The organism is Pseudomonas lalucatii, assembly GCF_018398425.1.
In the GTDB taxonomy this organism is placed as follows: Bacteria; Pseudomonadota; Gammaproteobacteria; order Pseudomonadales; family Pseudomonadaceae; genus Aquipseudomonas; species Aquipseudomonas lalucatii.
The window spans coordinates 1,556,562-1,579,853 of sequence record NZ_JADPMV010000001.1; the positions used below are offsets into that span (position 1 = coordinate 1,556,562).

Annotated in this window: 23 protein-coding genes; 11 read left to right on the plus strand and 12 right to left on the minus strand. The window is 63.8% G+C overall.

What is annotated here, in order from left to right; genetic code table 11:
- Nucleotides 1–67: 67 nt before the first annotated feature.
- Nucleotides 68–469, plus strand: coding sequence for a hypothetical protein (locus I0D00_RS07060; RefSeq protein ID WP_213639028.1), 402 nt, complete (start codon nt 68–70; stop codon nt 467–469).
- 158 nt (nt 470–627) lie between these two features.
- A complete protein-coding gene (locus tag I0D00_RS07065; protein ID WP_213639029.1) occupies nt 628–1,668 on the plus strand; it encodes a sterol desaturase family protein in 1,041 nt (346 codons plus the stop codon).
- Between the two features lie 455 nt (nt 1,669–2,123).
- Here I0D00_RS07065 and I0D00_RS07070 read toward each other — a convergent pair whose 3' ends face one another.
- The 5 genes from I0D00_RS07070 to I0D00_RS07090 form a co-directional block, all read right to left on the minus strand.
- On the minus strand, nt 2,124–4,436 hold the full coding sequence (locus I0D00_RS07070) for an AAA family ATPase (protein WP_213639030.1): 2,313 nt from the start codon (nt 4,434–4,436) through the stop codon (nt 2,124–2,126).
- On the minus strand, nt 4,411–5,043 hold the full coding sequence (locus I0D00_RS07075) for an ABC-three component system middle component 1 (RefSeq protein WP_246533189.1): 633 nt from the start codon (nt 5,041–5,043) through the stop codon (nt 4,411–4,413). The genes I0D00_RS07070 and I0D00_RS07075 overlap by 26 nt, the downstream gene beginning before the upstream one ends.
- Nucleotides 5,044–5,062: 19 nt before the next feature.
- Nucleotides 5,063–6,292, minus strand: coding sequence for an ABC-three component system protein (locus I0D00_RS07080; RefSeq protein WP_213639032.1), 1,230 nt, complete (start codon nt 6,290–6,292; stop codon nt 5,063–5,065).
- Nucleotides 6,293–6,572: 280 nt separating this feature from the next.
- Nucleotides 6,573–6,965, minus strand: a complete 393-nt coding sequence (locus I0D00_RS07085; RefSeq protein ID WP_213639033.1) for a GFA family protein — start codon at nt 6,963–6,965, stop codon at nt 6,573–6,575.
- 293 nt (nt 6,966–7,258) lie between these two features.
- Nucleotides 7,259–7,426: a hypothetical protein gene (locus tag I0D00_RS07090; protein ID WP_213639034.1), complete on the minus strand. Its 168-nt coding sequence runs from the start codon at nt 7,424–7,426 to the stop codon at nt 7,259–7,261.
- A 34-nt stretch (nt 7,427–7,460) separates the two neighbouring features.
- Here I0D00_RS07090 and I0D00_RS07095 point away from each other — a divergent pair, with 34 nt between their 5' ends.
- Nucleotides 7,461–7,967, plus strand: a complete 507-nt coding sequence (locus I0D00_RS07095) for a hypothetical protein (RefSeq protein WP_213639035.1) — start codon at nt 7,461–7,463, stop codon at nt 7,965–7,967.
- A 395-nt stretch (nt 7,968–8,362) separates the two neighbouring features.
- On the opposite strand, the gene I0D00_RS07100 is transcribed toward I0D00_RS07095, so the two are convergent.
- Entirely contained in the window at nt 8,363–10,369 is a 2,007-nt protein-coding gene (locus I0D00_RS07100) for a peptidase U32 family protein (protein ID WP_213639036.1), read from the minus strand.
- Between the two features lie 112 nt (nt 10,370–10,481).
- Entirely contained in the window at nt 10,482–12,857 is a 2,376-nt protein-coding gene (locus I0D00_RS07105; protein ID WP_213640242.1) for a DNA polymerase II, read from the minus strand.
- Between the two features lie 324 nt (nt 12,858–13,181).
- On the opposite strand from I0D00_RS07105, the gene I0D00_RS07110 reads away from it, so the two are divergent.
- Together I0D00_RS07110 and I0D00_RS07115 are read left to right on the plus strand one after the other, a co-directional pair.
- Nucleotides 13,182–13,694 carry an eCIS core domain-containing protein gene (locus tag I0D00_RS07110; RefSeq protein WP_246533190.1) on the plus strand — a complete coding sequence of 171 codons (513 nt, stop codon included), beginning with the start codon at nt 13,182–13,184 and terminating at the stop codon, nt 13,692–13,694.
- 74 nt (nt 13,695–13,768) lie between these two features.
- On the plus strand, nt 13,769–14,701 hold the full coding sequence (locus I0D00_RS07115) for an SdiA-regulated domain-containing protein (protein WP_213639037.1): 933 nt from the start codon (nt 13,769–13,771) through the stop codon (nt 14,699–14,701).
- A gap of 51 nt (nt 14,702–14,752) precedes the next feature.
- Here the strand turns inward: I0D00_RS07115 and I0D00_RS07120 are convergent, their stop codons facing one another.
- On the minus strand, nt 14,753–15,412 hold the full coding sequence (locus tag I0D00_RS07120) for a hypothetical protein (protein WP_213639038.1): 660 nt from the start codon (nt 15,410–15,412) through the stop codon (nt 14,753–14,755).
- Between the two features lie 173 nt (nt 15,413–15,585).
- On the opposite strand from I0D00_RS07120, the gene arsN2 reads away from it, so the two are divergent.
- From arsN2 to I0D00_RS07145, 5 genes are all read left to right on the plus strand, one after another.
- A complete protein-coding gene (gene arsN2 / locus I0D00_RS07125) occupies nt 15,586–16,065 on the plus strand; it encodes an arsenic resistance N-acetyltransferase ArsN2 (protein WP_213639039.1) in 480 nt (159 codons plus the stop codon).
- Nucleotides 16,062–16,304: a DUF6868 family protein gene (locus tag I0D00_RS07130; protein WP_213639040.1), complete on the plus strand. Its 243-nt coding sequence runs from the start codon at nt 16,062–16,064 to the stop codon at nt 16,302–16,304. The genes arsN2 and I0D00_RS07130 overlap by 4 nt, the downstream gene beginning before the upstream one ends.
- Before the next feature lie 119 nt (nt 16,305–16,423).
- Nucleotides 16,424–17,335 carry an EamA family transporter gene (locus tag I0D00_RS07135; protein WP_213639041.1) on the plus strand — a complete coding sequence of 304 codons (912 nt, stop codon included), beginning with the start codon at nt 16,424–16,426 and terminating at the stop codon, nt 17,333–17,335.
- 68 nt (nt 17,336–17,403) lie between these two features.
- Nucleotides 17,404–17,718 (plus strand): I78 family peptidase inhibitor, encoded by a 315-nt coding sequence (locus I0D00_RS07140; protein WP_213639042.1) that lies wholly within the window; start codon nt 17,404–17,406, stop codon nt 17,716–17,718.
- A gap of 103 nt (nt 17,719–17,821) precedes the next feature.
- Nucleotides 17,822–19,360 carry a sigma-54-dependent transcriptional regulator gene (locus I0D00_RS07145; protein ID WP_213639043.1) on the plus strand — a complete coding sequence of 513 codons (1,539 nt, stop codon included), beginning with the start codon at nt 17,822–17,824 and terminating at the stop codon, nt 19,358–19,360.
- Nucleotides 19,361–19,386: 26 nt separating this feature from the next.
- On the opposite strand, the gene I0D00_RS07150 is transcribed toward I0D00_RS07145, so the two are convergent.
- The 4 genes from I0D00_RS07150 to I0D00_RS07165 all read right to left on the minus strand — a co-directional run bounded on the left by I0D00_RS07150 (nt 19,387) and on the right by I0D00_RS07165 (nt 22,707).
- Entirely contained in the window at nt 19,387–20,298 is a 912-nt protein-coding gene (locus I0D00_RS07150; RefSeq protein WP_213639044.1) for an SDR family oxidoreductase, read from the minus strand.
- A gap of 141 nt (nt 20,299–20,439) precedes the next feature.
- The gene (locus I0D00_RS07155) at nt 20,440–21,351 is read right to left on the minus strand and encodes an alpha/beta fold hydrolase (protein ID WP_213639045.1); all 912 of its coding nucleotides are present in this window, start codon (nt 21,349–21,351) and stop codon (nt 20,440–20,442) included.
- On the minus strand, nt 21,348–22,130 hold the full coding sequence (locus I0D00_RS07160) for a class II aldolase/adducin family protein (protein WP_213639046.1): 783 nt from the start codon (nt 22,128–22,130) through the stop codon (nt 21,348–21,350). The genes I0D00_RS07155 and I0D00_RS07160 overlap by 4 nt, the downstream gene beginning before the upstream one ends.
- 124 nt (nt 22,131–22,254) lie before the next feature.
- Complete coding sequence (locus I0D00_RS07165; RefSeq protein ID WP_213639047.1) at nt 22,255–22,707, minus strand: flavodoxin; 453 nt, start codon at nt 22,705–22,707, stop codon at nt 22,255–22,257.
- A 104-nt stretch (nt 22,708–22,811) separates the two neighbouring features.
- On the opposite strand from I0D00_RS07165, the gene I0D00_RS07170 reads away from it, so the two are divergent.
- The gene (locus I0D00_RS07170; RefSeq protein ID WP_213639048.1) at nt 22,812–23,264 is read left to right on the plus strand and encodes a PAS domain-containing protein; all 453 of its coding nucleotides are present in this window, start codon (nt 22,812–22,814) and stop codon (nt 23,262–23,264) included.
- Nucleotides 23,265–23,292 lie beyond the last annotated feature (28 nt).

Here is a 23,292-nt window from a genome sequence, read left to right on the forward strand (position 1 = left end):
CCCGCCATGGCAAGGCCCGCCGAAGCCTATGGGCAACCACGGCCTCGGCTGGCTATTATCGGAGCCCATGAGCCCTTCTCCCCAGATCCGCCAACCCTGCCCGCCCGGCGCCTGCGATTGCGGGCGCGAACGGCTGCTGGACGCCCCCGGCGGCGATGCGCGCATCCTGCTGCTGACCCGCCAGGAGGAGAAGCGCCTGCTCGAGCGCCTGGAGACTATCGAGAGCCTGGACGATCTCGAGCGCCTGCAACAGCGCATGTACCAGCAGCTGGGCATCCGCGTGGCCGTCGCGCCGGGCCCCAACGAGGTACGCAGCATGCGCGGCATCGCCATCCAGATCGACGAGCTGCCCGGCCTGTGCCGCAAGACCCGCCAGTCGATTCCGGCGGCCATTCGCCGCGGCCTGGAGCGCCGACCGGAGATCGCCTACCGGCTGCTGGATGCCCACGACCTGTTCGGCCAGCTCTGAGACACGGGCGAAACGACGCTTGCGCGCCCCGGACGAGCGACCCGCCAGGCTCCGTACGCGACAGCGGCAGCCCCAGCCGCGGCGCAAAGCGCATACGCAATACAGTTAATTCGAATTCTTATTTACAATAGCCGCCTTTTACCCGAGGCCGGCCCGTTGTGGATGTTCTCTCCCTTGCCCATGACCTGTTGAACACGCTGGTGATCGAGCCGGTCACCGCGCAGTTTTCCGGGATTTTCGACCTGAACGGCCGCTTCGGCCTGCTGTTCCTGTTGATCTCCTGCGGTGTCGCCTACGGCCTGTTCCGCCTGCGCAAGCGCCGCGGCGAGACGCAGGCGCCCTCGTTCTGGCAGTTCATCGGCGGCAGCCGGGTCCACCTCCATCCCTCGGCGCTGCTCGACTACCGCTACTACTTCGTGCGGGCCATCCTCAAGGTCGCCCTGGTGCTGCCCATCGTCGGCCTGATAGACCCCTATATCCTGCGCTCGGCCGACTACGTCGCCTTCTTCACCAAGCTGTGGGGGGCGCGCCCGCAACTGGGCGAGAACCTTTGGCTGTCGCTGCTGTACGGGCTGGGGCTGTTCCTGGTGCTGGACTTCACCCACTACTGGGTCCACCGCGCCTTCCATTCCCGCTGGCTGTGGCCGTTCCACAAGGTCCACCACTCGGCCCCGGTGCTGGTGCCGGCGACCGCCAGCCGGGTGCACTTCGTCGAGAAGATCGTCGGCAAGCTGGCCAAGGGCGTCTGCGTCGGCGCCTACGCTGGCCTCTTCTGGTACGCCTGTGGCGGCAAGATCGGCAGCTACACCCTGTTCGGCGTGACCTACCTGATGTTCATCTTCAACGCGCTGGCGGCCAACCTGCGCCACAGCCACGTCTGGCTGTCGTTCGGCCCGGTGATCGAGCATGTGCTGAACAGCCCGGCCCAGCACCAGATCCACCACAGCGACGCGCCCCGGCACTTCCACAAGAACTTCGCCACCAACCTGTCGCTGTGGGACTGGATGTTCGGCACGCTCTACGTCACCGGCGCGCAGCCGGAAACCCTGGCCTACGGCACCGAAGACCGCGACCCGCACCGCTACCTGACCCTCTACAGCCTGATCGTCACCCCCTTCGTCGACATCGCCCGCCAGCTCGGCCTGGCCAGACGCCTGCGCTCGATTGCCCCGGAAAGGCCGGAGACGCCCTATTCATAGCGGAGGGTGACGGCCCCCGCTGCAAGACCCCTCAGTCGCTCCGGACGGGCATTCGCCGGGGCTGGAGCGGCATCGGGAGAAGGCCCGCTGGTAGCTCGCGTGGCAGATGTTGAGGGACTGGATACGGCCATTTGCAGACGCTCGCAGATTTATACAAAGTCAGAATTCATTTACTCGCACACTAATCTGAAGAGGCGTTGGGTATGTGGATTATTCACTCAGTGGATAGCACTAGTTAAACTTTATTGACGAGCTCTCTGGAGAACTGTAAGCGAAAAATTAGAGAGCTCCCGGAAAATCCAATCGAGAACGCAGAAACTTTTAAAATAAGAGCGCGAGAATACTCGGATGTAGTTTCCTGCCACGGCGACTCACATCAAAGTGAAGCCTACCGATGTTGCTTCGAATGAAGCTACCTAGCTACTCAGGTAGCTTCCCAGTTACTCGCCGGCAGATCAACTTGCCTCTCTCGACAGACTTTGCATGTTAAGCGTCAAGGGCGTTAGTCCAGCTTTTGCAAATCGATACCTCATGTAAGATGAAATATCCTCCTCGTGAGAGGAGACGATCAGCTGACGGTCCTTGAGTTCGCAGCGAAGTAGATCAGTAAGAGAAGCTATGTTGACTTCGTCCAAAGATTGAGAAGGGTCATCAATCATTACAATTGGAACACGGGAGTATACTTTATTTAACGAGAAGAAAAACGCAAGACTCAGCGCTGAGATCTGTCCGGAGCTCATGGCCAGAATGGCGTCATGCTCAGAACTTTCGGCAGTTGAGAATCTAAGCTGCTTCCCATCTCGACTTTCTATAAATAGTCCGAGTCCGCGCTGGTAGTTTTGTATAAGCCTTCCACTGTAGATGTGAAAAATAAGTTCAATTTCTGAAATTGTCTGGTCTGAGTAGACTTTTTCAACACCAATCAAGATATTCTTCAGCTGTGTTAGTTTTTCCTTCGCAGCCGTCGCAGCTTGTTTCTCTTTGAGTATCTTTTTTAGCTTTTCCGTGTGGTTACTCAGATCCGCACTCTTGGCTTCGTTCGCCTTCAGGGCGATGTATTTGGATTTCAGATCGAGATTACTCATTTCAAGCAAATAAAAATCATCCTCAGCCTTAAATGCTGAGTTAATAATACTTCGCCAGTCCTCAGGTAGCGCCTCTATTTCATCTTTCTTTGTTGCTCGAATGGATGCAAGGATTTGGGAGTGACGACCTTCTATATCCAGATGATCAAGAGTGTAATTATGTGGGCAGGTATAATTATTTGCTTCAAGGCGAATAATTATTTCTTGAATCCGGGGGATTTTTTCTTTTTGTTCTATCAGAAGTCTATGTAGATCCGCATTGTAGGCCTCTAGAATTTTTGCAATACGCTCGTCAACTCTTTGGGAGAGAGTGCCTAATGCTTGCCCAATAAGGATTGCAACTTCTAGAAGCGTTTTTCCATCTGCGCTCAGTGAGCTCTCAATGGCCTCGGCTCTTTTTTCTATTGCAAGCAGTAGCGCTTGATGAGAACCCCAATCGGCACCACAAAGCGGACAGTCTTTATCATCAGCTACTAGCTTAAGGTGCTCGGCAACAAGCTCTCTCTTTAGCCTAGCTATTTCGGCCGATATGGTAGCGCCTGCGGCTGTTGTCTGAACCAACCTGTCACGATGCTTGATCTGCTCCTCAAGCTCTTTAAATTCATCAGGATCCCAAGAGGGCAGCATTGCTATTTCCGCAAAACTTATAGCAATTGACCCTTTTTGCAACGCGCCCTGGGCAGACCTTAACAGGTCGAGTTCCTTTTTTAAGCTATCGAGATTACTCAACTCTCCGGTAGTTTTTCCAAGCTGGGCTATGGCCTTTAGAAGTTCATTGTTTCGAACTATGTAAGTTTCAATTCTCTCATTATCGACTCTAATCTTTATGGCTTGCTTAAGAGGGATTAACTCAGAAAGCTTTCGTACATCCGCGATATAATTATCATGTGCCTCCTTGGAATATGTAGTAAATAACTGTTCCTTGTCCCACCCGGGCTGAATGTCGCTAGTGCTAATTCGTTTGTGCTCTACACCTTCCAATCCAAATTCCAGTAGAGCTCGGAGCAAATTACTGGCATCAACAAGCTCCTTTTCCTGAGCTTCATGAACTTTGATTTTCTGGTTCAGTCCGCGCTCGGCCTCCTTGCACTTTTCAATATCTGCATTTATCGCTGTAGTGTTAATCAGCTCCTCAAGAGCACTCTTTCTATGATCTATGCGAGTGGAGAATAAATATTCACTTTGTCCTTGCTCTAAATAGTTTAGGAAGGCATAGTTTCCTTGAAAGCCACTACCAAACTCCTGCGCAATTAAGCTCTCGCTGACAGGTATAAGTTCAGTAGACTCGAAGCTGTCAAGTTTATAAAGCCGAAATGGCTCAAACTTGTCCGCTCTATTGGTTGTGGTTTTGCGGTCTTTAGCCTTCGCGTGACGTGCAAGCACGAGGCTTCTGGTGCCGTCTGAAAACTCGACCTTAACATATAAATCGGATTCCGTTGAGCGGACATTCCAGTATAGGTTGTCTTGATAATGTATCTTCTGCGCTGTCATTAGTTTTGTGAATAGACGCTTTACTCGCTCTATTTTCCCGGTGAACAGCAGTTCAAGCGCATCAAAGATGCTGGTTTTTCCGAAGCCGTTAGGCCCGTCTAAAGTCAATAGTGAGGCGCCCGTCACGTCCAGACTCAACTTCCTAAAGGCTTTAAAACTGGCAATTTCAATCCGGGATATTTTCCAATTCATGATTAATCAAATCCGTGATTGTTTTTTGAATATCGCTATTTTTCTGAATCAGATCATAGTAATGATTTAGACCTGACTCACTTACGACTTCCAATGCCTGTTGCTTCAAAGGGACTAACTCGCGCTTCTTGAAGGGCAGTTTCAGAAAAGGAAGCTTTATAAATACCTTCGCTGCAATGCTGTACATTGAGGGAGCCAATGGTTTGTCTTTGTAGTCATCGAACTGTTTCTTGTCGGAAATGGTATCGATGATGTCTTTGTAGCTTGCGTTGCTAAGAAGCTGCTCCTCTGAGTCGCTGTAATATAAAACATACTTCTTGTAGTGGTATGGATCTTCCTCGATTGAGAAGATACTGTCTTCAATGTCTTTAAAGCCTGATAACGTTTCAAGCTTAAAGATGCAGATTAGGTCGCAGTTCTTTTTGAAGGCTGGGTGTTCAATAAAAGACGAAGGAGCATTTTGCGTAACCTCAGAGTTCAATTCCTCTGGGGTTGGCAAAGAGGTCATCTGATGCAGGATAGAGAATCGTACAGCATCGCCCTGCTCGGAGACGTAGTAACTTGTGAAGTCACTTTGATGGATCAGCTCGAAGTCGTTTTCAGTCAAGGCAGAGTTTATTATATCCCTAAGCATTTAACTTGCTCTCCGCATCCGCTATCGTAAGCACGCTTACGCTAAGTAGCTTAGTTATTCTATCACCTCTATTGTCTTTGGTGTTCTGCGGGTCGAATTCATCTCCTTCAGTTATTCTTGAGTCAACTTTGAATGACCTAGGCGCGTAAGCCGCAATTAAATTATTGTATTCAAATAATATTGAGATTAAATTCCTGTTTTCCGATAGCTGACGCCTCAGATGCTCCGTACATCTTTTGCTTTCATTTTCACTAACTAGAGAAATCGCTGTTGGAAGATAGAATTTTTTCTCCTGATCTCTGTAGTGCGGCAAACCGTTGAATATCGGATCGACGCAGAAGGACTTTATAAGCTCAGAGTAACGCTCAATATCCATTTGCTGGATCTTTGAGAAGTTCTCTGACGGTTTGATCATTTGACAGAGGCGCTGCAATTCGCTCGAGCTTAATTCTTGTAGGTGATCGAACAGATTTCTCGCTCTTTCATACTGAGCATCAGACATCGATGGGAGCAGGTCATCCAGCGTTACCTCCAGATGTTCATAGAGATCCTTTCGCAACTCCGAAGAGTAGTGCCCAATATCTTTGTATGGATCCTTATTTAGCAAGTCGTCTAGAATCTCCATTGAGCTGATTCTGTATTTATAAGCTGCCTCGTCTTCAGATAATCCATCCACCTGATTTTTCTTGTGGATTTCGATTGCTTTCGAACTGATTCTCTCGGACAGCAAGCAGTAATTCAGATTCAGGCTATTCTCACTAGATACGACACTACCATTCCAACTTTGGCAGATTCTTTTAACAAGCTCCTTGGATATTGGCTCTATTTCACCTAGGCCACAGTACTTCTTTCCGTTATAGTCATAAAATTTGACGACTTCCTTGTTGGGGGCCGTATAGTCCTTTGTGTCGGAGATTTCCACTGAAATGTGGAAAAATCTTTTAGTTCCTTGAATTCTATCCCCAGATATTGCTGCTGATTTTTCAAGAGCCCCTTGGTAAGCCGAGCGATATTTTCCAACCTTCGCCTTAACCTGGTGAGAGCTTTTCAGTTCACCATCTTTATAGATTGCAAAGTCGTCCGTGCTGTCCAGCTGAAGTTCAAAGTCTTGTTCGCCACCCTCAATAAGCTTTAAACAATGGTAGAGAGCTACTTTCCCCTGGTATACAAAACCACTCCAAGATGAAATTGCGCTTTCGGGATACGCCTCTTCTTCACTCACCGCCGAATCCTTTCCAGTTGTTTTTTTGCTTAGTTATGCATCAGTGATACCACTCTGAGCCATGATGCCAAGAATGTCTGAGGCTGTCGATATATCAGCCCTACAACTGCTTCCCTGATGATGGCAGGAATTTTCCCAAACGCTTGGGTTTGCTGAGTATTAATTCCAGAACAGAGCGTATTGATATACTGACGCTATTGCGTAGCACTACAACTAAACCGTCCGCTATTGGCCGGTTGTTACCCGTCACGACCGGCATCTGTTGGTCGGCTCCTGCCATCTACTCCTCGAAACGCCCCTCGGCGTCACGATCGCGCTCGTAGCGCCGCTTGAGCGGAAACGCCGGCAACCAGGCCTCGCGGCGGACGGTCCACAGCTCGTAGGTGGGCGTCAGTTGGTCGGGGGCATCCAGGGCGCCCAGGTTCACTTCGATCTCGTCTGCGCTGCGGCCGAACACCGACGAGCCGCAGCGGGGGCAGAAGTAGCGCCCGGCGTAGTCGTGAGTTTCGCCCTCGATGGTCACCGCCTCCTGGGGGAATACCGCGGAGGCGTGAAACAGGGCGCCGTGATGCTTGCGGCAGTCGAGGCAGTGACAGAGGCCGACCCGGTAGGGGCGTCCCGATGCCACGATGCGCACCTTGCCGCACAGGCAACCGCCGGTGAATCGGTCCATGCCGCGCCTCCTCTGTACTAAGCGACCGGGCTCTACTCCCGGCATCCATTAAAGATAGGCCGGCCTTGCGGTCGTGGGCGCTGCCGTGGCGAGAAAGTCGGCCTTCGACTGCGCGCTACGCCTCTCGTGGCGGCTGCGTAACCGATAACGCCGCGTCCCCGCGGCCTCACCGCCTGGCTCTCCGGGGCGATATTCGCGATGCCGCGGTGCTTGAGCGCGCTGGCCGGGCAGGCTTGGGGCGGCTGCCCAAACCTGCTCGCCCGTTGCTCCCATAGCGCTGGCGATGCGCAGTATCATGCCGCGGGCTTGCGCTTGATGGTCTGCGCCAGGTCGTCCGGGTTGATATAGCCGAGCGTGGCGGCGGCGCTGCCGGGTTGCGGCAGGTTGAGGATGTGGCCCTTGATCTTGCCGATGATGGGTCTCTCGCAGAATACAAATTGCGCCCGATTACCCTGGGCCATGAATATGGCTGCACCGAACCAGGAACTCGCCTCCATGGCCTCCCCAGATAAACAGCAAAAACGCGCCCAGCGGGCCAAAGCCAAGGCCAAGCAGAACCGTTCCGGCAAGGCCAAAGCCAATGTCATACATCCGCTGCTGGCCAATCCGTTGATCAACGAACCGTTCGATGATGTCGAAATCGACCTGAGCACCTTCGACTTCAAGGACATCCAAGAGAATGGCTTCGACCCGGCGGACTTCGACGATCTGTTCCAGGCGATGAAAGTCGGCGAAGGCATCAGCCTGCTCGCGATGTGCCTGGTATTCCTGCAATACCCGGTGTTGGAGCTGGTGGTCGCTGAGGAGGAGGAAGACGCGGCCACCGACTTCATGATGGGCCTGCTGATCACCTATCGCGGGATCTTCCACGATGAAGACGAAGACACGGCAGTGGCTTGGATCGGCGGCGACGCCTTCCTGAATGCCTACAACGAAGCCTCGATGGTCCTGCAGAAGAAGTACGCTGGCGGCGCCTCAGGCGCCCCAGGCGCCCGCGTTTAGCCGTGGGCAAGTCGATTCGGCCGGTGTCCGGACCAGCCGGGCGTGGTCATTGCGCTGAACCTGCTCGATGACGACTCTTGGCCGACCCTGTTGAAAAATTCGACCTTGGTTCCCGCGGCAAAAACGTACGTGACTGAGATTCCCCCCGCTTTGGACAGAGGTTTCCGGGCCCTGATCTCACGCAGCAGCGTGCACAAAGAGCGTTTTCACTGGCCAATATTTGCGCAGCCTCGGCGAACTGACTTTTTCAACACTATCGGTCGCCTCCAGCCATGCGTCCTTGACGCAAGCGCCCGGGCGCGGCGCTCCCCTCCTCTGCGCAGGCTGGCAACGGCAGAGCAGGCCGCCGGGGGCTAGCTGCTAGCCTGCCCCGCGCGCTCCGGACCGGCGAGCGATCAGTGCGAGCCGGCCGGCTTGCGCTTGATGGTCTTGAGCAGGTCGTCCGGGCTGATATAGCCGACCGTGGCGGCGGCGCTGCCGGGTTGCGGGGCGTTGAGGATATGGCCCTTCATCTTGCCGATGATGTGCATCTCGCAGGGCTTGCAGTCGAACTTCAGGGTCAGCACCTCGTCCTGGTGGATCAGCTGCATGTCGGCGACCTTGGTGCGCACGCCGGTGACGCCCTTGGCCTGCTTGGGGCACAGGTTGAAGGAGAAACGCAGGCAGTGCTTGGTGATCATCACCGGCACCTCGCCGGCCTCCTCGTGGGCCTCGTAGGCCGCTTCGATCAGCTGCACGCCGTAGCGCTGGTAGAAGGCGCGGGCCTTGTCGTTGTAGACGTTGGCGAGGAAGGTCAGGTGCGACTCGGGGTAGACCGGCGGCGGCACGCTGACCGCCTTGCGCCCGCCGCGCGGGTGGGCGGCCAGGCGCGCCGCGCCCAGGGCCTCGATGGCCTCGCGGCGCAGGGCCTTGAGCTGGGAGTTGGGTACGAACAGGGCCTGGGGCGCGTCGATCTGCACGTCCTCGGCGTAATAGATGGTGGTGCCCAGCTTGCTCAGGGTGTCGCGCAGCTGGCCGAGGGCCTGCTCGGCATCCTTGGCCGGGCCGAAGGGACCGGGCAGGCTGGCGCCGGCCTGGATGCCCTCGCTGCTGGTGACGCTCAGCTCGAGCCGCGCTTCATCCAGGCGCGCCTGCCAGCGCACCGCCACGCGGCGTTCGGCCGAGGTCTTGAGCAGGGCCTGTTGCCAGTTGTGGTCGAGGTTGCGGTTGAGCACCTGCTGCGGGCGCAGCTGCTTGAGCGCCGCCGGCATCTCGTTGGGCTCGACGCGGTAGCGGAAGCGCTTGGCGCCCTCTTCCTCGAACTCGCCCTTGAGTTCGGCGAGGTTGGCGCGAAAACCCACCACCTCGCGCTTGATCAGCACATTGAGGCCGTCGCCATTGGACAGCGGCGTATCGGTCACGGCGATCAGGTCGCGCTTGTTCACCTGCTCCACCTGACCCACCGGCAGGCCGGTGAAGGTCGGCGAATCGAAGGCGCCGATGTCGATCTTGCGTTCGCTGACGAAGTAGTCGGTGCTGCCGCGGTGGAAGGTCTTGTCCGGGTCGGGGACGAAGAAATGCTCGGTCAGGCCGCTGGAGGCGCGGGCCAGCGCCGGGCGCTGCTCGAGGATGGCATCCAGCTCGCGGCGGTAATGAGCGGTGATGTTCTTCACGTAGCTCATGTCCTTGTAGCGGCCCTCGATCTTGAACGAGCGCACGCCGGCGTCGACCAGATCGATCAGGTTGGCGGTCTGGTTGTTGTCCTTCATCGACAGCAGGTGCTTGTCGTAGGCGACCACGCGGCCCTGGTCGTCCTTGAGGGTGTAGGGCAGGCGGCAGGCCTGGGAGCAGTCGCCGCGGTTGGCGCTGCGCCCGGTCTGCGCATGGGAGATGTTGCACTGCCCGGAAAACGCCACGCACAGGGCGCCGTGGATGAAGAACTCGATGGCCGAGTCGACGCCGGCGCTGATCGTGCGAATTTCCTGCAGGTTGAGCTCGCGGGCCAGCACCAGCTGGGAGAAGCCGGCCCGGGACAGGAAGCGGGCCTTGTCCAGGCCGCGGATATCGCACTGGGTGCTGGCATGCAGCTCGATCGGCGGGATGTCCAGCTCCAGCACGCCCATGTCCTGCACGATCAGCGCGTCGACGCCGGCCTCGTAGAGCTGCCGGATCTGCTGGCGGGCCGGCTCCAGCTCGTCGTCATGCAGGATGGTGTTGAGGGTGACGAACACCCGGGCGTGGAACTGGTGGGCGAAGCGCACCAGTTCGGCGATGTCCGCCACGCTGTTGCTGGCGTTGTGCCGCGCACCGAAACTGGGGCCGCCGATGTACACGGCGTCGGCGCCATGCAGGATGGCTTCCCTGGCGATGGCGGCATCGCGCGCCGGGCTCAGGAGTTCGAGGTGGTGGGCTGGCAGGGACATGGCTATTCGTCGCGGCGTGAACGGGGCGCGCATTTTAGCGTGAAAGCGGGCGGCGCCGGACAGCGGCTGACGGAAAGCCTTGCGCGGCGCTCCGGCGGCCGCCGCGGCCGGCTCAGAACAGGCCCAGCTGGCGGTCGATCAGGGCGGCGAAGTCGTCGCCGACGAACGGCAGGATGGCATCGGCCACCGGCTGCAGCTGGCGGCTCAGGTAATGCTCGTAGTCGATGGCCGCGCCTTGGTTCTCCAGGCGCTGGGTCTCCAGCGGCTGCGGTCCGGCCAGGGTCATCAGGTAGCTGATCCAGCCGCCGTTCTGGTACTGCCGCGGCCGGCCCAGGCTGTCGTTGTAGGCGTCGGCGATGCGCGCGGCGCGCACATGCGGCGGCACGTTGCGCTGGTAGTCGTGCAGCGGCCGGCGCAGGCGCTTGCGGTAGACCAGCAGCTCGTCGAGCTCGCCGGCCAGGGTGCGGCGCACGTAGTCGCGCACGTAGTCGCGGTAGGGCCGGCGGTCGAAGATCAGCCGGTAGAGCTCCTGCTGGAAGCGCTGGGCCAGCGGCGACCAGTCGCTGCGCACCGTCTCCAGGCCCTTGTAGACCATCTCGCGGCTGCCGTCGGCGCGCACCACCAGGCCGGCGTAGCGCTTCTTGCTGCCCTCCTCGGCGCCGCGGATGGTCGGCATCAGGAAGCGGCTGTAGTGGGTCTCGTACTGCAGCTCCAGGGCGCTGTCCAGGTTGAACTCGGCGCGCAGGTGTTCGCGCCACCACTGGTTGACCTTCTGCACCAGGGCGCGGCCGATGCGCGCGGCGTCCGCCTCGGCATGGGCGCCCTTGAGCCAGACGAAGGTGGAGTCGGTGTCGCCGTAGATCACCGCATAGCCCTCGGCCTCGATCAGCTCGCGGGTCTGGCGCATGATCTGGTGCCCGCGCATCGTGATGGACGAGGCCAGGCGCGGGTCGAAGAAGCGGCAGCCGCTGGAGCCGAGCACGCCGTAGAAGGCATTCATGATGATCTTCAGCGCCTGGGACAGCGGCTGGTTGCCGTCGCGCTTGGCCGCCTCGCGGCCCTGCCAGACCCGCTCGACTATGGCCGGCAGGCAATGCGTGCGGCGCGAGAAGCGCGCGCCGCGAAAGCCGGCCACCGAATGGGCGTCGTCGGGCTGGCGCAGGCCCTCGACCAGGCCCACCGGGTCGATCAGGAAGCTGCGGATGATCGAGGGGTACAGGCTCTTGTAGTCGAGCACCAGCACCGACTCGTACAGCCCGGGCCGCGAATCCATGACGAAGCCGCCGGGGCTGCTGTCGCCCTGCACGTCGCCGAGATTCGGCGCGACGAAGCCCTGGCGGTGCATGGCCGGCAGGTACAGGTGGGTGAAGGCCGCCACCGAACCGCCCATGCGATCGGCCGGCAACCCGGTGACGCTGGCGCGCTCGAGCAGGAAGTCGAGGATCTCGGTCTTGGCGAAGATACGCGTGACCAGCTCGCAGTCCTTGAGGTTGTAGCGCGCCAGCGCCGGCTTGTCCTCGGCGAACATGCGGTTGATTTCGTCCATGCGCTGGTAGGGCGTGTCGATCGCCTTGCCCTCGCCGAGCAGGCTCTGGGCGACGTGCTCCAGGCTGAACGAGGGGAAGCTCCAGGTCGCCGAACGCAGCGCCTCGATGCCGTCGATGATCAGCCGCCCGGCGGCCGCGGCGAAGTAATGCTTGCCGCTGCCGTGCTCGCGCCAGCCCATCGCCTCGCCGCCGCGACCGAGCAGCAGCGGCACCTCGAGCTGCTCGGCGTGGGCCTGCAGCACGCGCAGGTCGAACTGCACCAGGTTCCAGCCGATGATGGCGTCGGGGTCGTGCTCGGCCAGCCACTGGTTCAGCCGTTGCAGCAGCTGGGCGCGGCTGGCGCAGTATTCGAGGGCGAAATCCGGCGCGGCGCGCGCGCCGCTGTCCGCGCCGAGCATATACACCTGGCGCTGGCCGCAGCCCTCCAGGGCGATGGAGTACAGCTCGCCGTGCTCGCTGGTCTCGATGTCCAGGGACACCAGTTTCAGCGCCGGGCGGTAGTCCGCCGCCGGCTTGAGCTGCGCCTCATGCAGCACGCCCCGCTCATCCGCCGCACCGCCGAACCACACCGGCGCGGTGATGAAGCGCTCCATCAGGTAGCGCTCCGGCGGACGGACATCGGCCTCGTAGACGTCAACGCCGGCCTGACGCAGGCGCTTGTCGAGGTCGATCAGGCGCCGGTGCTGGCGGCAGTACAGGCCGAGCACCGGGCGCTGGTGGAAGTCGCGCAAGCCCAGCGGGCGCAGCTCGACCCCGTCCTGGCCGCGCAGCAGCGCCTCGGCGCGCGGCCGCTGCTCGGCCGGGATGAAGGCCACCGAGGGCTGAACCGGCAGGCATACCCGCCGCGGCCCCTGGTCGGTCGCCAGCCAGAATTCGACCTGGGTACCGGCGGGCGTATCACGCCAATGCCGGGTCAGGACAAAGCCCTGCTGTAGATCCACCGCCGCCACCTCAACCCTGTTCACCCGGCGATTCTACGTGCCATCGCCGAGGATTGCGCGGCCGCCCGGGCGGCACCGGGCGGCCACCGATGCGGCAGGCGATAATTCACCCGCCGCGCGGCAACCAACGCCTGCGGCCGCGGTCCAACCCGCGGCTGGCGCCGAGCCACGGCCCAGCCTGTCGTTCGTCGATCGTCCTTGCCTGTGGGAGTCACCCTTGCCGTCTGTCCACGTCCCTCGCTCGCTGCGTTGGGCGGCCCTGTTCGCCGCCCTCGGCTTGTCCTCCCCGCCCTCGCCTGCCCGCCCGGTCAGCACCAGGTCTGCATGGTCAGCTGCTTCTGCGCACCGGGCAGTCGGGAGGACATGGGCGCGCTCTTCGAGGACATGGGCCAGATGGCCGCCTCCGGCCTGGGGCAATGGCTGCGGCGCTCGCGCAATAGCGCCGCGACGGCGGATATACGGCCGATCCCGCTGCACATTCGCGCCCACCTGGAGCCCTACTTCGACCTGCAGGTGCTCGACTCGGCCCGCTACAAGGTCGGCGACACCACACAGTTCGGCGCCGCGCACACCCTGCTGCAGAACCCGGACGTCAGGGCCGTGACGCTCATCGACATCATCGTCTTCCGCGAGGCCGACGATGCCCTCGACGATGTGGCGCTCTGGGCCCACGAGCTGCACCACGTCCAGCAGTACCTGCAATGGGGCGTCGACGGCTTCGCCACCCGCTACAGCCGCGACTACCAGGCGGTCGAGGCGCCGGCCTACGAGAGTCAACACAGGGTGGCCAAGGACCTGCCGCCCAGGACGGCCCCCGAGCAGCGGCCTCGGCCCTGACGGGCGAAGCCGCACCGAGTTGAACCACCCATGATCATTGAGGTCATTCTCATTCACGCTTGAGAGTGTTCCCCATGCTTACCCTTGCCCACCCCTGGACCAAGCCCTGGCTGAAACCACTGGCCCTGACCAGCCTGATCCTGCTCGCCGTGCAACAGCTGCTGCTGTGGACGGACCTCGACGATCGCCTGTATCTGGTCTGGCTGAAGTTCAGCACTCCCGCCGAACAGCAGGCCCACGCCATCGGCCTGGACGGCTATCGCGTCGCTATCGAGGCGCGGCCATTGCCCGGCGTCGAGGACAATGCCTCCGGCCTGACCTGGAACCGCGAACGCCAGAGCCTGTTCCTGGTGCTCAACGGCCCCAATCGGCTGCTGGAGCTGAGCCCCCAGGGCGAACTGCTGCGCCGCATCGAGCTGCTGGGCTTCGATGACGTCGAAAGCGTCGACTGGGTGGGCGGCAATCGCTATGTGCTGGCCGACGAGCGCCAGCAGAGCCTGATCCTGATCGAGCTGGCGGACGCCGCCACCCAGGTCGAGCGCAGCCAGGCGCGCAGCTTCACCCTCGGCCTGGAGGGCGGCAACAACAAGGGCTTCGAGGGCGTGGCCTGGGACCCGACGGACGACGGCCTGTTCGTCGTCAAGGAGCGCGATCCGATGCGCCTGTACAAGCTCCAGGGCCTGCTCGCGCAGCCCACCCCGGGACAGCTCGAGCTGCAGAGCGACCTGCCCCAGGCCCAGGGCGCGCTGGCCTTCAACGACGACCTGGCCGGCCTGCACTACGACCCGGCCAGCGGCAGCCTGCTGGTGCTCAGCGACGAGTCGCGGCTGCTGAGCGAGGTCAGCCCCCAGGGCCGCCTCCTCAGCTTCCTCGAACTGAGCCGCAACTGGCATGGCCTCAAGCAAGCGGTGCCACAGGCCGAAGGCGTGGCCCTGGACGAACGCGGCACGCTCTATCTGGTCAGCGAGCCCAATCTGCTCTACGTATTCCGTCGCGACGGGGACTGAGGCCAGGCCCTCGGCAGGCGGCGCTGGCGCAGTGAGCCGCGACCGGCTACCTCAGTCCTGGGCGAAGCAGTACAGCAATCCCGCCCCGCCGGTACTGGCCAGGGCCTCGTCGCTGCAGCCGCGGCTGGCATGGGAGGAGTTCCACGAGCGCGACGGCGCGTCGTCGCGCAGGCCCATGCGGTCGTGGTGGCCGACCTGGGCGGCGCCCTCGCCACTGCTGGTCCAGTTGCCGCAGGTACGGTCCTCGCCGGGGGCGAACGCGGTGCCGTCGGCCCGGGAGCCGGTGAGGATGTCGTGCTGATTGGGCGAGTCGCCCCGCCCCTTGATCGGCATGCCCCGCTCGTCCAGGGCCGTGGCCTTGTCCAACTGGTTGTCGCCGTGCAGCTGCGCGACATTGCCGGCGATGACCACGCCCTCGGCGTTCTGCCAGGGTCCGGGGCCGATGCGGTCGCGGGCATTGACCGCCGGCGCACCGTCGACGGCGCTGCTGCTGAGGTAGGCGCGCCAGGTATGCTGGCCCGCCCCTGCGGCGGCGGCCAGGCGCTGGCAATGCGCATCGGCGCCGATCAGGCCGCCGAAGTCGGCGCCCTGGCCGGAGCCCTGGCTGGTGACGAAGAAGGTCATTTCCGCCTGCTCGGCCTGGCTGGCGAAACTGCAGGCCAGGGCCAGCACGGCCGCCGGCAGGGCGCGGGTGAGAGTCAAGCTGTGCATCTTGGTTTCTCCTGTTGAACAAGGCCCCCAACTCAATCGGCTAACCCCCATCAGCCTAGTCGACTGCACGCCCGGGGCCGGGACTTTTGCCCACGACCTGCCACACTGAGTCAGAGCAGCGACATACCGCCAGCATCCCGGTCGCGGCACCGGCAGAACCCGAGCGAACGTCCATGAACCGAACTCCAACCCCTCTCACCGAACCCGCGGATCTCCTGCCGCTGCTGCGCGCCTGCGACCTGCCGGTGGGCGACATAGCCCCCGGTCCGGCGCAGCGCTTCTTCGGCCTGCGCGGCGCGGGCGGCTGCATCGCCGTGGTCGGGCTCGAACCGAGCGGTGCCCTGGGCCTGTTGCGCTCCCTGGCCGTGGCCCCGGCTTACCGCGGCCAGGGGGTGGCGCGGCAGCTGGTGGCCTACGCCGAGACGCAGGCCCGCGCCCTGGGCGTCGAGCGGCTGTTCCTGCTGACCACCGACGCCGCGCCCTTCTTCACCCGGCTCGGCTACGCGGCGCTGGACAGAGCCGCGGCGCCCCCTGCCATCCGGAGCAGCGCGCAATTCGCCGGCCTGTGCCCCGCCTCCGCGAGCCTGCTGTGCAAGACCCTCGGCGCAGCGGCGCCTGGCACGCAGCCCCTGCAGGAGGCAGCCCAACCATGACCCTCCAACTGTGGCAAGACCTGCTCCTGTGCAGCACGCTGATCAACTACACCGCGCTGCTGCTGTGGTTGCTGTTCTTCGCCTTCGCCCGCGACTGGCTGCACGAGCTGCACGGCCGCTGGTTTCGCCTGACGGAGGAACGCTTCGACGCCATCCATTACGCCGGCATGGCGCTGTACAAGCTCGCCATCCTGCTGTTCAACCTGGCGCCCTACCTGGCCCTGCGCATCGTCGCCTGACCCCGCCCCCGCCCCCGCTCCTCGGCTGCCGCGCGGGGCTGACCGGACGCCCCGACCGCGCTACCCTGCGCCGGCGGCCGGAATGCCGCTGCCCCCTGCCAAGGAGCTGTACGCGCTTTATGTCCACCCCCGCGCCCTTTCCCCGCCACCTCGCCGTCGCGCTGCTGGCCGCGCTCGCCTGCACCTTCGCCGGCAACCATATCGCCGCGCGTATCGCCTTCGACCACGATGCCGGCGTGCTGCTGGCCATCCTCTGCCGCTCCGGCGTGGCCCTGCTGCTGCTCGGTACCCTGGTCGCCTGGCAACGGCAACCGCTGCGCCTGCCGCCCGGAACCTGGCACTGGCAGCTGCTGGCCGGCCTGCTGATCGCCATCCAGAGCCTCTGCCTGTATTCGGCGGTGGCGCGCATTCCGGTGGCCCTGGCCCTGCTCGCGGCCAACACCTTCCCGATCATCCTGGCGCTGCTCACCTGGGCCCTCGGCGGCCCGCCGCCGAGCCGGCGCAGCGCCGGGCTGATGGGGCTGATCCTGTTCGGCCTGCTGTTCGCCCTGGACGTGCCGGCCCGCCTGGGCGGCCAGGACAGTGGCGGCCCGGAATGGCTGCCGGGCATCGGCCTGGCCCTCTGTGCGGCCTGCGCCTTCGCCGGCGCGCTGTGGGTCACCGAGCACCGCCTGGCGTCCTTGCGCGGTTCGCTGCGCAGCCTGCTGACCATGCTGGTGGTGTTCGTCGGCGCGCTGCTCGCCGGCGCCAGCGACCTGTTGCCCGGTGCCGTGGCGCCGCCCACGGCCAGCGCCGGCTGGCTCGGCCTCGGCGTGCTGGCACTGCTCTACGGCCTGGGCTTTACCCTGCTGTTCGTCTGCATGCCGCGCCTCGACCTGGCGCGCAACGCGCCGGTGATGAACATGGAGCCGGTGGCCACCCTGCTGCTCGGCTGGCTGATCCTCGGCCAGACCCTGAGCCCCATGCAGATCGGCGGCGCAGCGATAGTGGTCGGCGGCATCGTCCTGCTGTCCTATCGTAAACAAGCATGAACATGCCGCTGCCCGCCCCTGCCGGCGGCTCGGCGCAACCCGCACGCGTCCACAAGGAGGACCCTCGCATGTCGCTCAAGCCCATCCACACGCTCGCCGGCCTGGCCGCACTCGCCCTGCTCGGCGCCTGCAGCACGACCGCCACGCCCGGGTCCGAGCCCCGGGGCGCCGCCGCACACAGCGGCTGCAAGGCCGAGGCGGTGCCGGGCATGCTCGGCAAGCCGGCCACCGCCGAACGGGTCGAGCGGGCGCGGGAACAGACCGGGGCGAGATCCGTACGGGTACTGGCGCCCGGCGATGCGGTGACCCTGGACTACGACTCGCAGCGCCTGAATATAGAGATCGACGAGGCCGAGCTGATCCAGCGCATCAGCTGCGGCTGAGAGTGAAGCCCTGATCCGGCCTGCCGCCGCGCGCCTCGGTTAACTAAGGCGCGCAGACCGGGCATACTGCCGCACCTGCATTCCAGCCGCCCAGCCCTATCCTATGCGCATCCACGTCACCTTCATCGACCGCGTCGGCATCACCCAGGAAGTCCTGGCCCTGCTCGGCGGGCGCAACCTCAACCTGGATGCGGTGGAGATGGTGCCGCCGAACGTCTATATCGACGCGCCGACCCTCAGCGCCGCGGTGCTCGACGAGCTGCGCGAGGCGCTGTTCAAGGTGCGCGGCGTGCAGGCGGTGACCGTGGTCGACATCCTCCCCGGCCAGCGCCGGCGCCTGCAGCTCGACGCCCTGCTGGCGGCGATGAGCGACCCGGTGCTGGCGCTCGACGGCGAGGGCCGGGTGCTGCTGGCCAACCCGGCCCTGGCCGACCTGTGCGGCCGCGAGCCGGAAGGCCTGGCCCTAGGCGAGCTGTTCGCCGACCCGGCGCTGCATGCCGCGCTGCTGGAGCAGCGCTTCCGCCTGCCGCTGCGCGAGGTCACGCTCAATGGCCAGGCGCTGCTGCTCGATGCCACGCCGATCAGCGAGACCGGCGACACCGGCCTGCACCAGCTGGCCGGCGGCCTGCTCACCCTGTATGCGCCGAGCCGCATCGGCGAGCGCCTGGCGGCGCTGCACCACGACCACGTCGAGGGCTTCGATTCGCTGCTCGGCGAGTCGGGGCCGATCCGCACCCTGAAGACCCGCGCCCTGCGCGTCGCCAGCCTCGACGCGCCGCTGCTGATCCACGGCGAAACCGGCACCGGCAAGGAACTGGTGGCCCGCGGCTGCCACGCCATCAGCGCCCGCTGCAACGCGCCGTTCCTGGCGCTGAACTGCGCCGCCCTGCCGGAGAACCTGGCCGAGAGCGAGCTGTTCGGCTATGCCCCCGGCGCCTTCACCGGCGCCCAGCGCGGCGGCAAGCCGGGCCTGCTGGAGCTGGCCAACCACGGCACGGTGTTCCTCGACGAGATCGGCGAGATGTCGCCCTACCTGCAGGCCAAGCTGCTGCGCTTCCTCAGCGACGGCAGCTTCCGCCGGGTCGGCGGCGAGCGCGAGGTCAAGGTCGATGTGCGCATCCTCAGCGCCACCCACCGCGACCTGGAGAAGATGGTCAGCGACGGCGGCTTCCGCGAGGACCTGTTCTACCGCCTCAACGTGCTCAACCTGGAGGTGCCGCCGCTGCGCGAGCGCGGCCAGGACATCCTGCTGCTGGCGCGGCACTTCATGCGCCAGGCCTGCACGCAGATTCAGCGCCTGCAGTGCCACCTGGCGCCGGACACCTATCCGGCGCTGCTGGCCAACCGCTGGCCGGGCAACGTGCGCCAGCTGCAGAACGTGATCTTCCGCGCGGCGGCCATCTGCGAGAGCAACCTGGTGCAGATCGACGACCTGGACATCGCCGGCACCGCGGTGGCGCCACAGCCGCACGAGGGCGACATCGGCAGCCTGGAAGCGGCGGTGGCGGGCTTCGAGAAGGCCCTGCTGGAGAAGCTCTACGCCAGCCACCCCTCCAGCCGGCAGCTGGCCGCACGCCTGCAGACCTCGCACAGCGCCATCGCCATGCGCCTGCGCAAGTACGGCATCCCGGCCAAGCGCTAGCTGCGCCCGGCCGCCTGCCGGGCCGCTTAGAGGGCGTAGCGCTGCAGGTTGGCCATCATCTCCTTGAGCGCCTCGATGTTGTCGGCCGGGTGCGCCGCGCCGTCGAAGTCGCAGATCTGCTGCCAGTGGGCGGCCACGTCGTCCGGACCGAAACCGCCGCGGGGGTCGAAGCCCACGCCCAGGCTGCGCTCCCAGCGCAGCTTGCCGATCCAGCCGCCGCCGACCTCGAACAGCCCGGAGGTTTCCTCGCACGCCGTGCTGCCCAGATAGACCACCAGGGGGCTGACCAGCTCCGGCTTGAGCTGTGCGAACACCTGCGGCGGGATCAGCCCCTCGGTCATGCGCGTGCCGCCGGTGGGGGCGATGGCGTTGACCAGGATATTGCTCTTGCGCCCCTCGATGGCCAGGGTGCGGGTCAGGCCATAGAGGCCGAGCTTGGCCATGCCGTAGTTGGACTGGCCGAAGTTGCCGTAGATGCCCGAGGTCGAGGCGGTGAACACCACCCGCCCGTAACCCTGCTCGCGCAGGTGCGGCCAGGCGGCGCGGGTGACCTTGTAGGCGCCCTCGACGTGGACCTTGTAGACCTGCTCCCAGTCGGCGTCCTCCATCTTGTGGAAGGTCTTGTCGCGCAGGATGCCGGCGTTGTTGACCAGCACGTCGATGCGGCCGAAGGCGTCCAGGGCGTGCCGGACTATCCTGTCGCCGTCGGTCACCGAGTCGTGGTTGGCCACCGCGGTGCCGCCGGCGGCGCGGATCTCCTCGACCACCCGATCCGCGGCCGAGGCGTTGGCGCCCTCGCCGTGGGTGCTGCCGCCCAGATCATTCACCACCACCCTGGCGCCGTGCTTGGCGAACAGCAGGGCATGGGCGCGACCGAGGCCACCCCCGGCGCCGGTGACGATGACGACCTGGTCCTGGAAACGCACGGCATCACTCATGGATCGACTCCTGATCAGTTACACGGATGCCCCGAGTGTCGTGCAGGCGCTTCCCGGTCACAACCAAGACGATCGCGGGTGAATGGTGCGCGATAAGGTGCCGGGATAGTCGCGGGCCGGCGCGCCGCGGCCCTTGCCCGTTCACGCCTGGCCGACGCTGGCGCCAGGGCCCTGCAGCGTCCGGCGAAACGCCAGGTAGTGCTCCAGCACCAGGTCCGGCGCCTCGCTCTGCGGGTAGTGGCCGATGCCCTCGAGCAGCACGCAGTCGGCGTCCGGGATCAGCTCGCGGTAGCGCGCCAGCATGTGCGCGCCGGAGATCGGATCGAAGCCTCCGTCGATCAGCCGCAGCGGCACCCCGCCGCGCTGCATCGCCGCCAGCCAGCGCTCGCGCTGCACGCGGCGTTCCGGCATGTAGCGGATCAGCCGGTGCATCACCCGCTGCCCCTGGTTGTGGGCGATCAGGCGCCAGTAGGCGTCCAGCTCGGCGGCATCGGGCCGGGTGCGTGGGCCGAAGATCCGGGCGAAGCTGGCCGCCAGCTGCTTGCGCCCGAACAGCCGGCCGAGCAGCGGCCCGAGGGGGCCGAGCAGCAGCTTCTGCACCAGCACGGGTCTATGGGTCTCGGGAAACAGGCCGCCGTTGAGGAGCACGCAGCCGCCCAGGCGGATGCGCCCTTCGTAGTGCCGCGCCAGCAGCTCCTGGGCGACGCTGTCGCCGTAGTCGTGGGCCAGCACCTGCACGGCGCCGTCGACACCCAGATGCGCCAGCAAGGCCTGCTGCAGATCGGCCTGCTCCAGCAGGCTGTAGGCATGGACGCGCGGTTTGGCCGAGTAGCCGAAGCCGAGCATGTCGCAGGCGATCAGCCGGTAGCGCTCGCCGAGCGGCTGCCACAGGCGGTGCCAGTCCCAGCTGGCGGTGGGAAAGCCGTGGATCAGCAGCAGCGGCTCGGCATCCTGCGCACCCGCCGTCCAGTAGCGGATGGCCTGGCCGCGAAATTCGAAGCGCTGCGCCCGCTCGCGCCAGTCGTCCGGGGCTATGCCGGCCAAGGCCGTCACTCGGCGTAGCCCGGCAGCTGCGCATCGAGCTTGCGCAGCAGCGCCGGCCAGGGCAGCGCGCCGCCCATGCCCTGGGGCGACTTCATCACCCCGGCGACCATCGCCCGGGCGCCGTCGAGGATCGGCTGGGGGATATGGATCAGCTCGGCGCCGCCGCTCTGCGCCATGACCTGGATCTCGCAGGCGCGCTGCAGGGTGAACATCATCAGGAAGGCGTCGGCGATGCTGGCGGCGGCGGTGAGCAGGCCGTGGTTGGGCAGGATCATGAAGTGCTTGTCGCCCAGGTCGGCCTGCAGCCGGGCCTTCTCGTCGTGGTTCAGCGCCACCCCCTCGTAGCCGTGGTAGGCCAGGCTGGAGAGCACGAACAGCGACTGCTGCGACAGCGGCAGCAGGCCCTGCTGCTGCGCCGACACGGCGATGCCGGCGGCGGTGTGGATGTGCAGCACGCAGGCAACGTCGTGGCGCACCTCGTGCACCGCGCTGTGGATGGTGTAGCCGGCCGGGTTGATGTCGAAGGGGCTGTCCATCAGCTTGTTGCCGGCCAGGTCGATCTTCACCAGGTTCGAGGCGGTGATCTCGTGGAACATCAGGCCGTAGGGGTTGATCAGGAACTCGTCGCAGCCCGGCACCTTGGCCGAGATGTGGGTGAAGATCAGGTCGTCCCAGCCGTACAGGGCGATCAGTCGGTAGCAGGCGGCGAGGTCGACGCGGGTCTGCCATTCGGCGGCGGACACCTGGTCCTTGAGGTTCTCGGCGGGCAGGGCGTGGGCAAGGCTCATGGCGGCTCCGGGGCAGTCATTCGGATGATCTGCCCTGGAGTCTAGCGAGACGGGCGGCGGCGCGGAGTCGCCCTGCCCGCCAGCTTAGTGGCCCAGCGGGTCAAGTGCGGGCGTGGGCCCGTGCTCAGGCCCGCAGCGCGGCGCCGAAGGCGGCCAGCCAGGGCTCGGCGTCGCTCTCCGGGGTGACCGTCTCGCTGGCATCCAGGCGCAGCATCTCGACCACCTCGCGGATGCCCAGCTCGGCGTACAGCTCGCGCACCAGTTCGCCGCCGCCGCAGAAGGTGTCGCCGTAGCTGGCGTCGCCCAGGGCGATGACGCCGCCGGGCAGGCCGCCCCAGGCGGGCAGATGGTCGCGGATGGCGAAGTACAGCGGCTGCAAATTGTCCGGCAGCTCGCCCATGCCGGTGGTGGAGGTCACCACCAGGAAGGCCTGGGGGGCGAAGGCCTGGACGTCCGCCAGGCTGGCGCGCGGGTCGTGCCAGGCCTCGAGACCGGCCTGGCGCAGCAGGCGCTCGGCGTGCCGGGCGACTTCCTCGGCGGTGCCGTAAACCGACCCGGACAGGATGGCGACTCTCATAGAACAGCTCCATAACGTGCGGAAATCGCCGGGCATTATGCCGCAAGTGGACAGCCCATCCGGATGTTTTAGAATGCAACGATCAGGTTCTGGAAAACGCCCCCATGATCAACGCCAAGCTGCTGCAACTGGTGATCGACGCCTCGAACGACGGCATAGTGGTGGCCGAGCAGGAAGGCGACGACCACATCCTCATCTACGCCAACCCCGCCTTCGAGCGGCTCACCGGCTACTGCAACGATGAAATCCTCTACCGGGACTGCCGCTTCCTCCAGGGCGACGACCGCGAGCAGCCGGGCCTGGCCATCATCCGCCAGGCGGTGAAGGATCGCCGCCCCTGCCGGCAGATCATCCGCAACTACCGCAAGGACGGCAGCCTGTTCTGGAACGAGCTGTCGATCACCCCGGTGTTCAACGACGCCGACCAGCTGACCTACTACATCGGCATCCAGAAGGACGTCACCGAACAGGTGCAGGCGCAGCAGCGCGCCGAACGGCTGGAGGTGCAGCTGGCCGGCCTGCAGGCCGAACTGGCGCTGCTGCGGGCACAGCCGTAACAAAAGGCGAAATCCGCTGTCAGAGGAG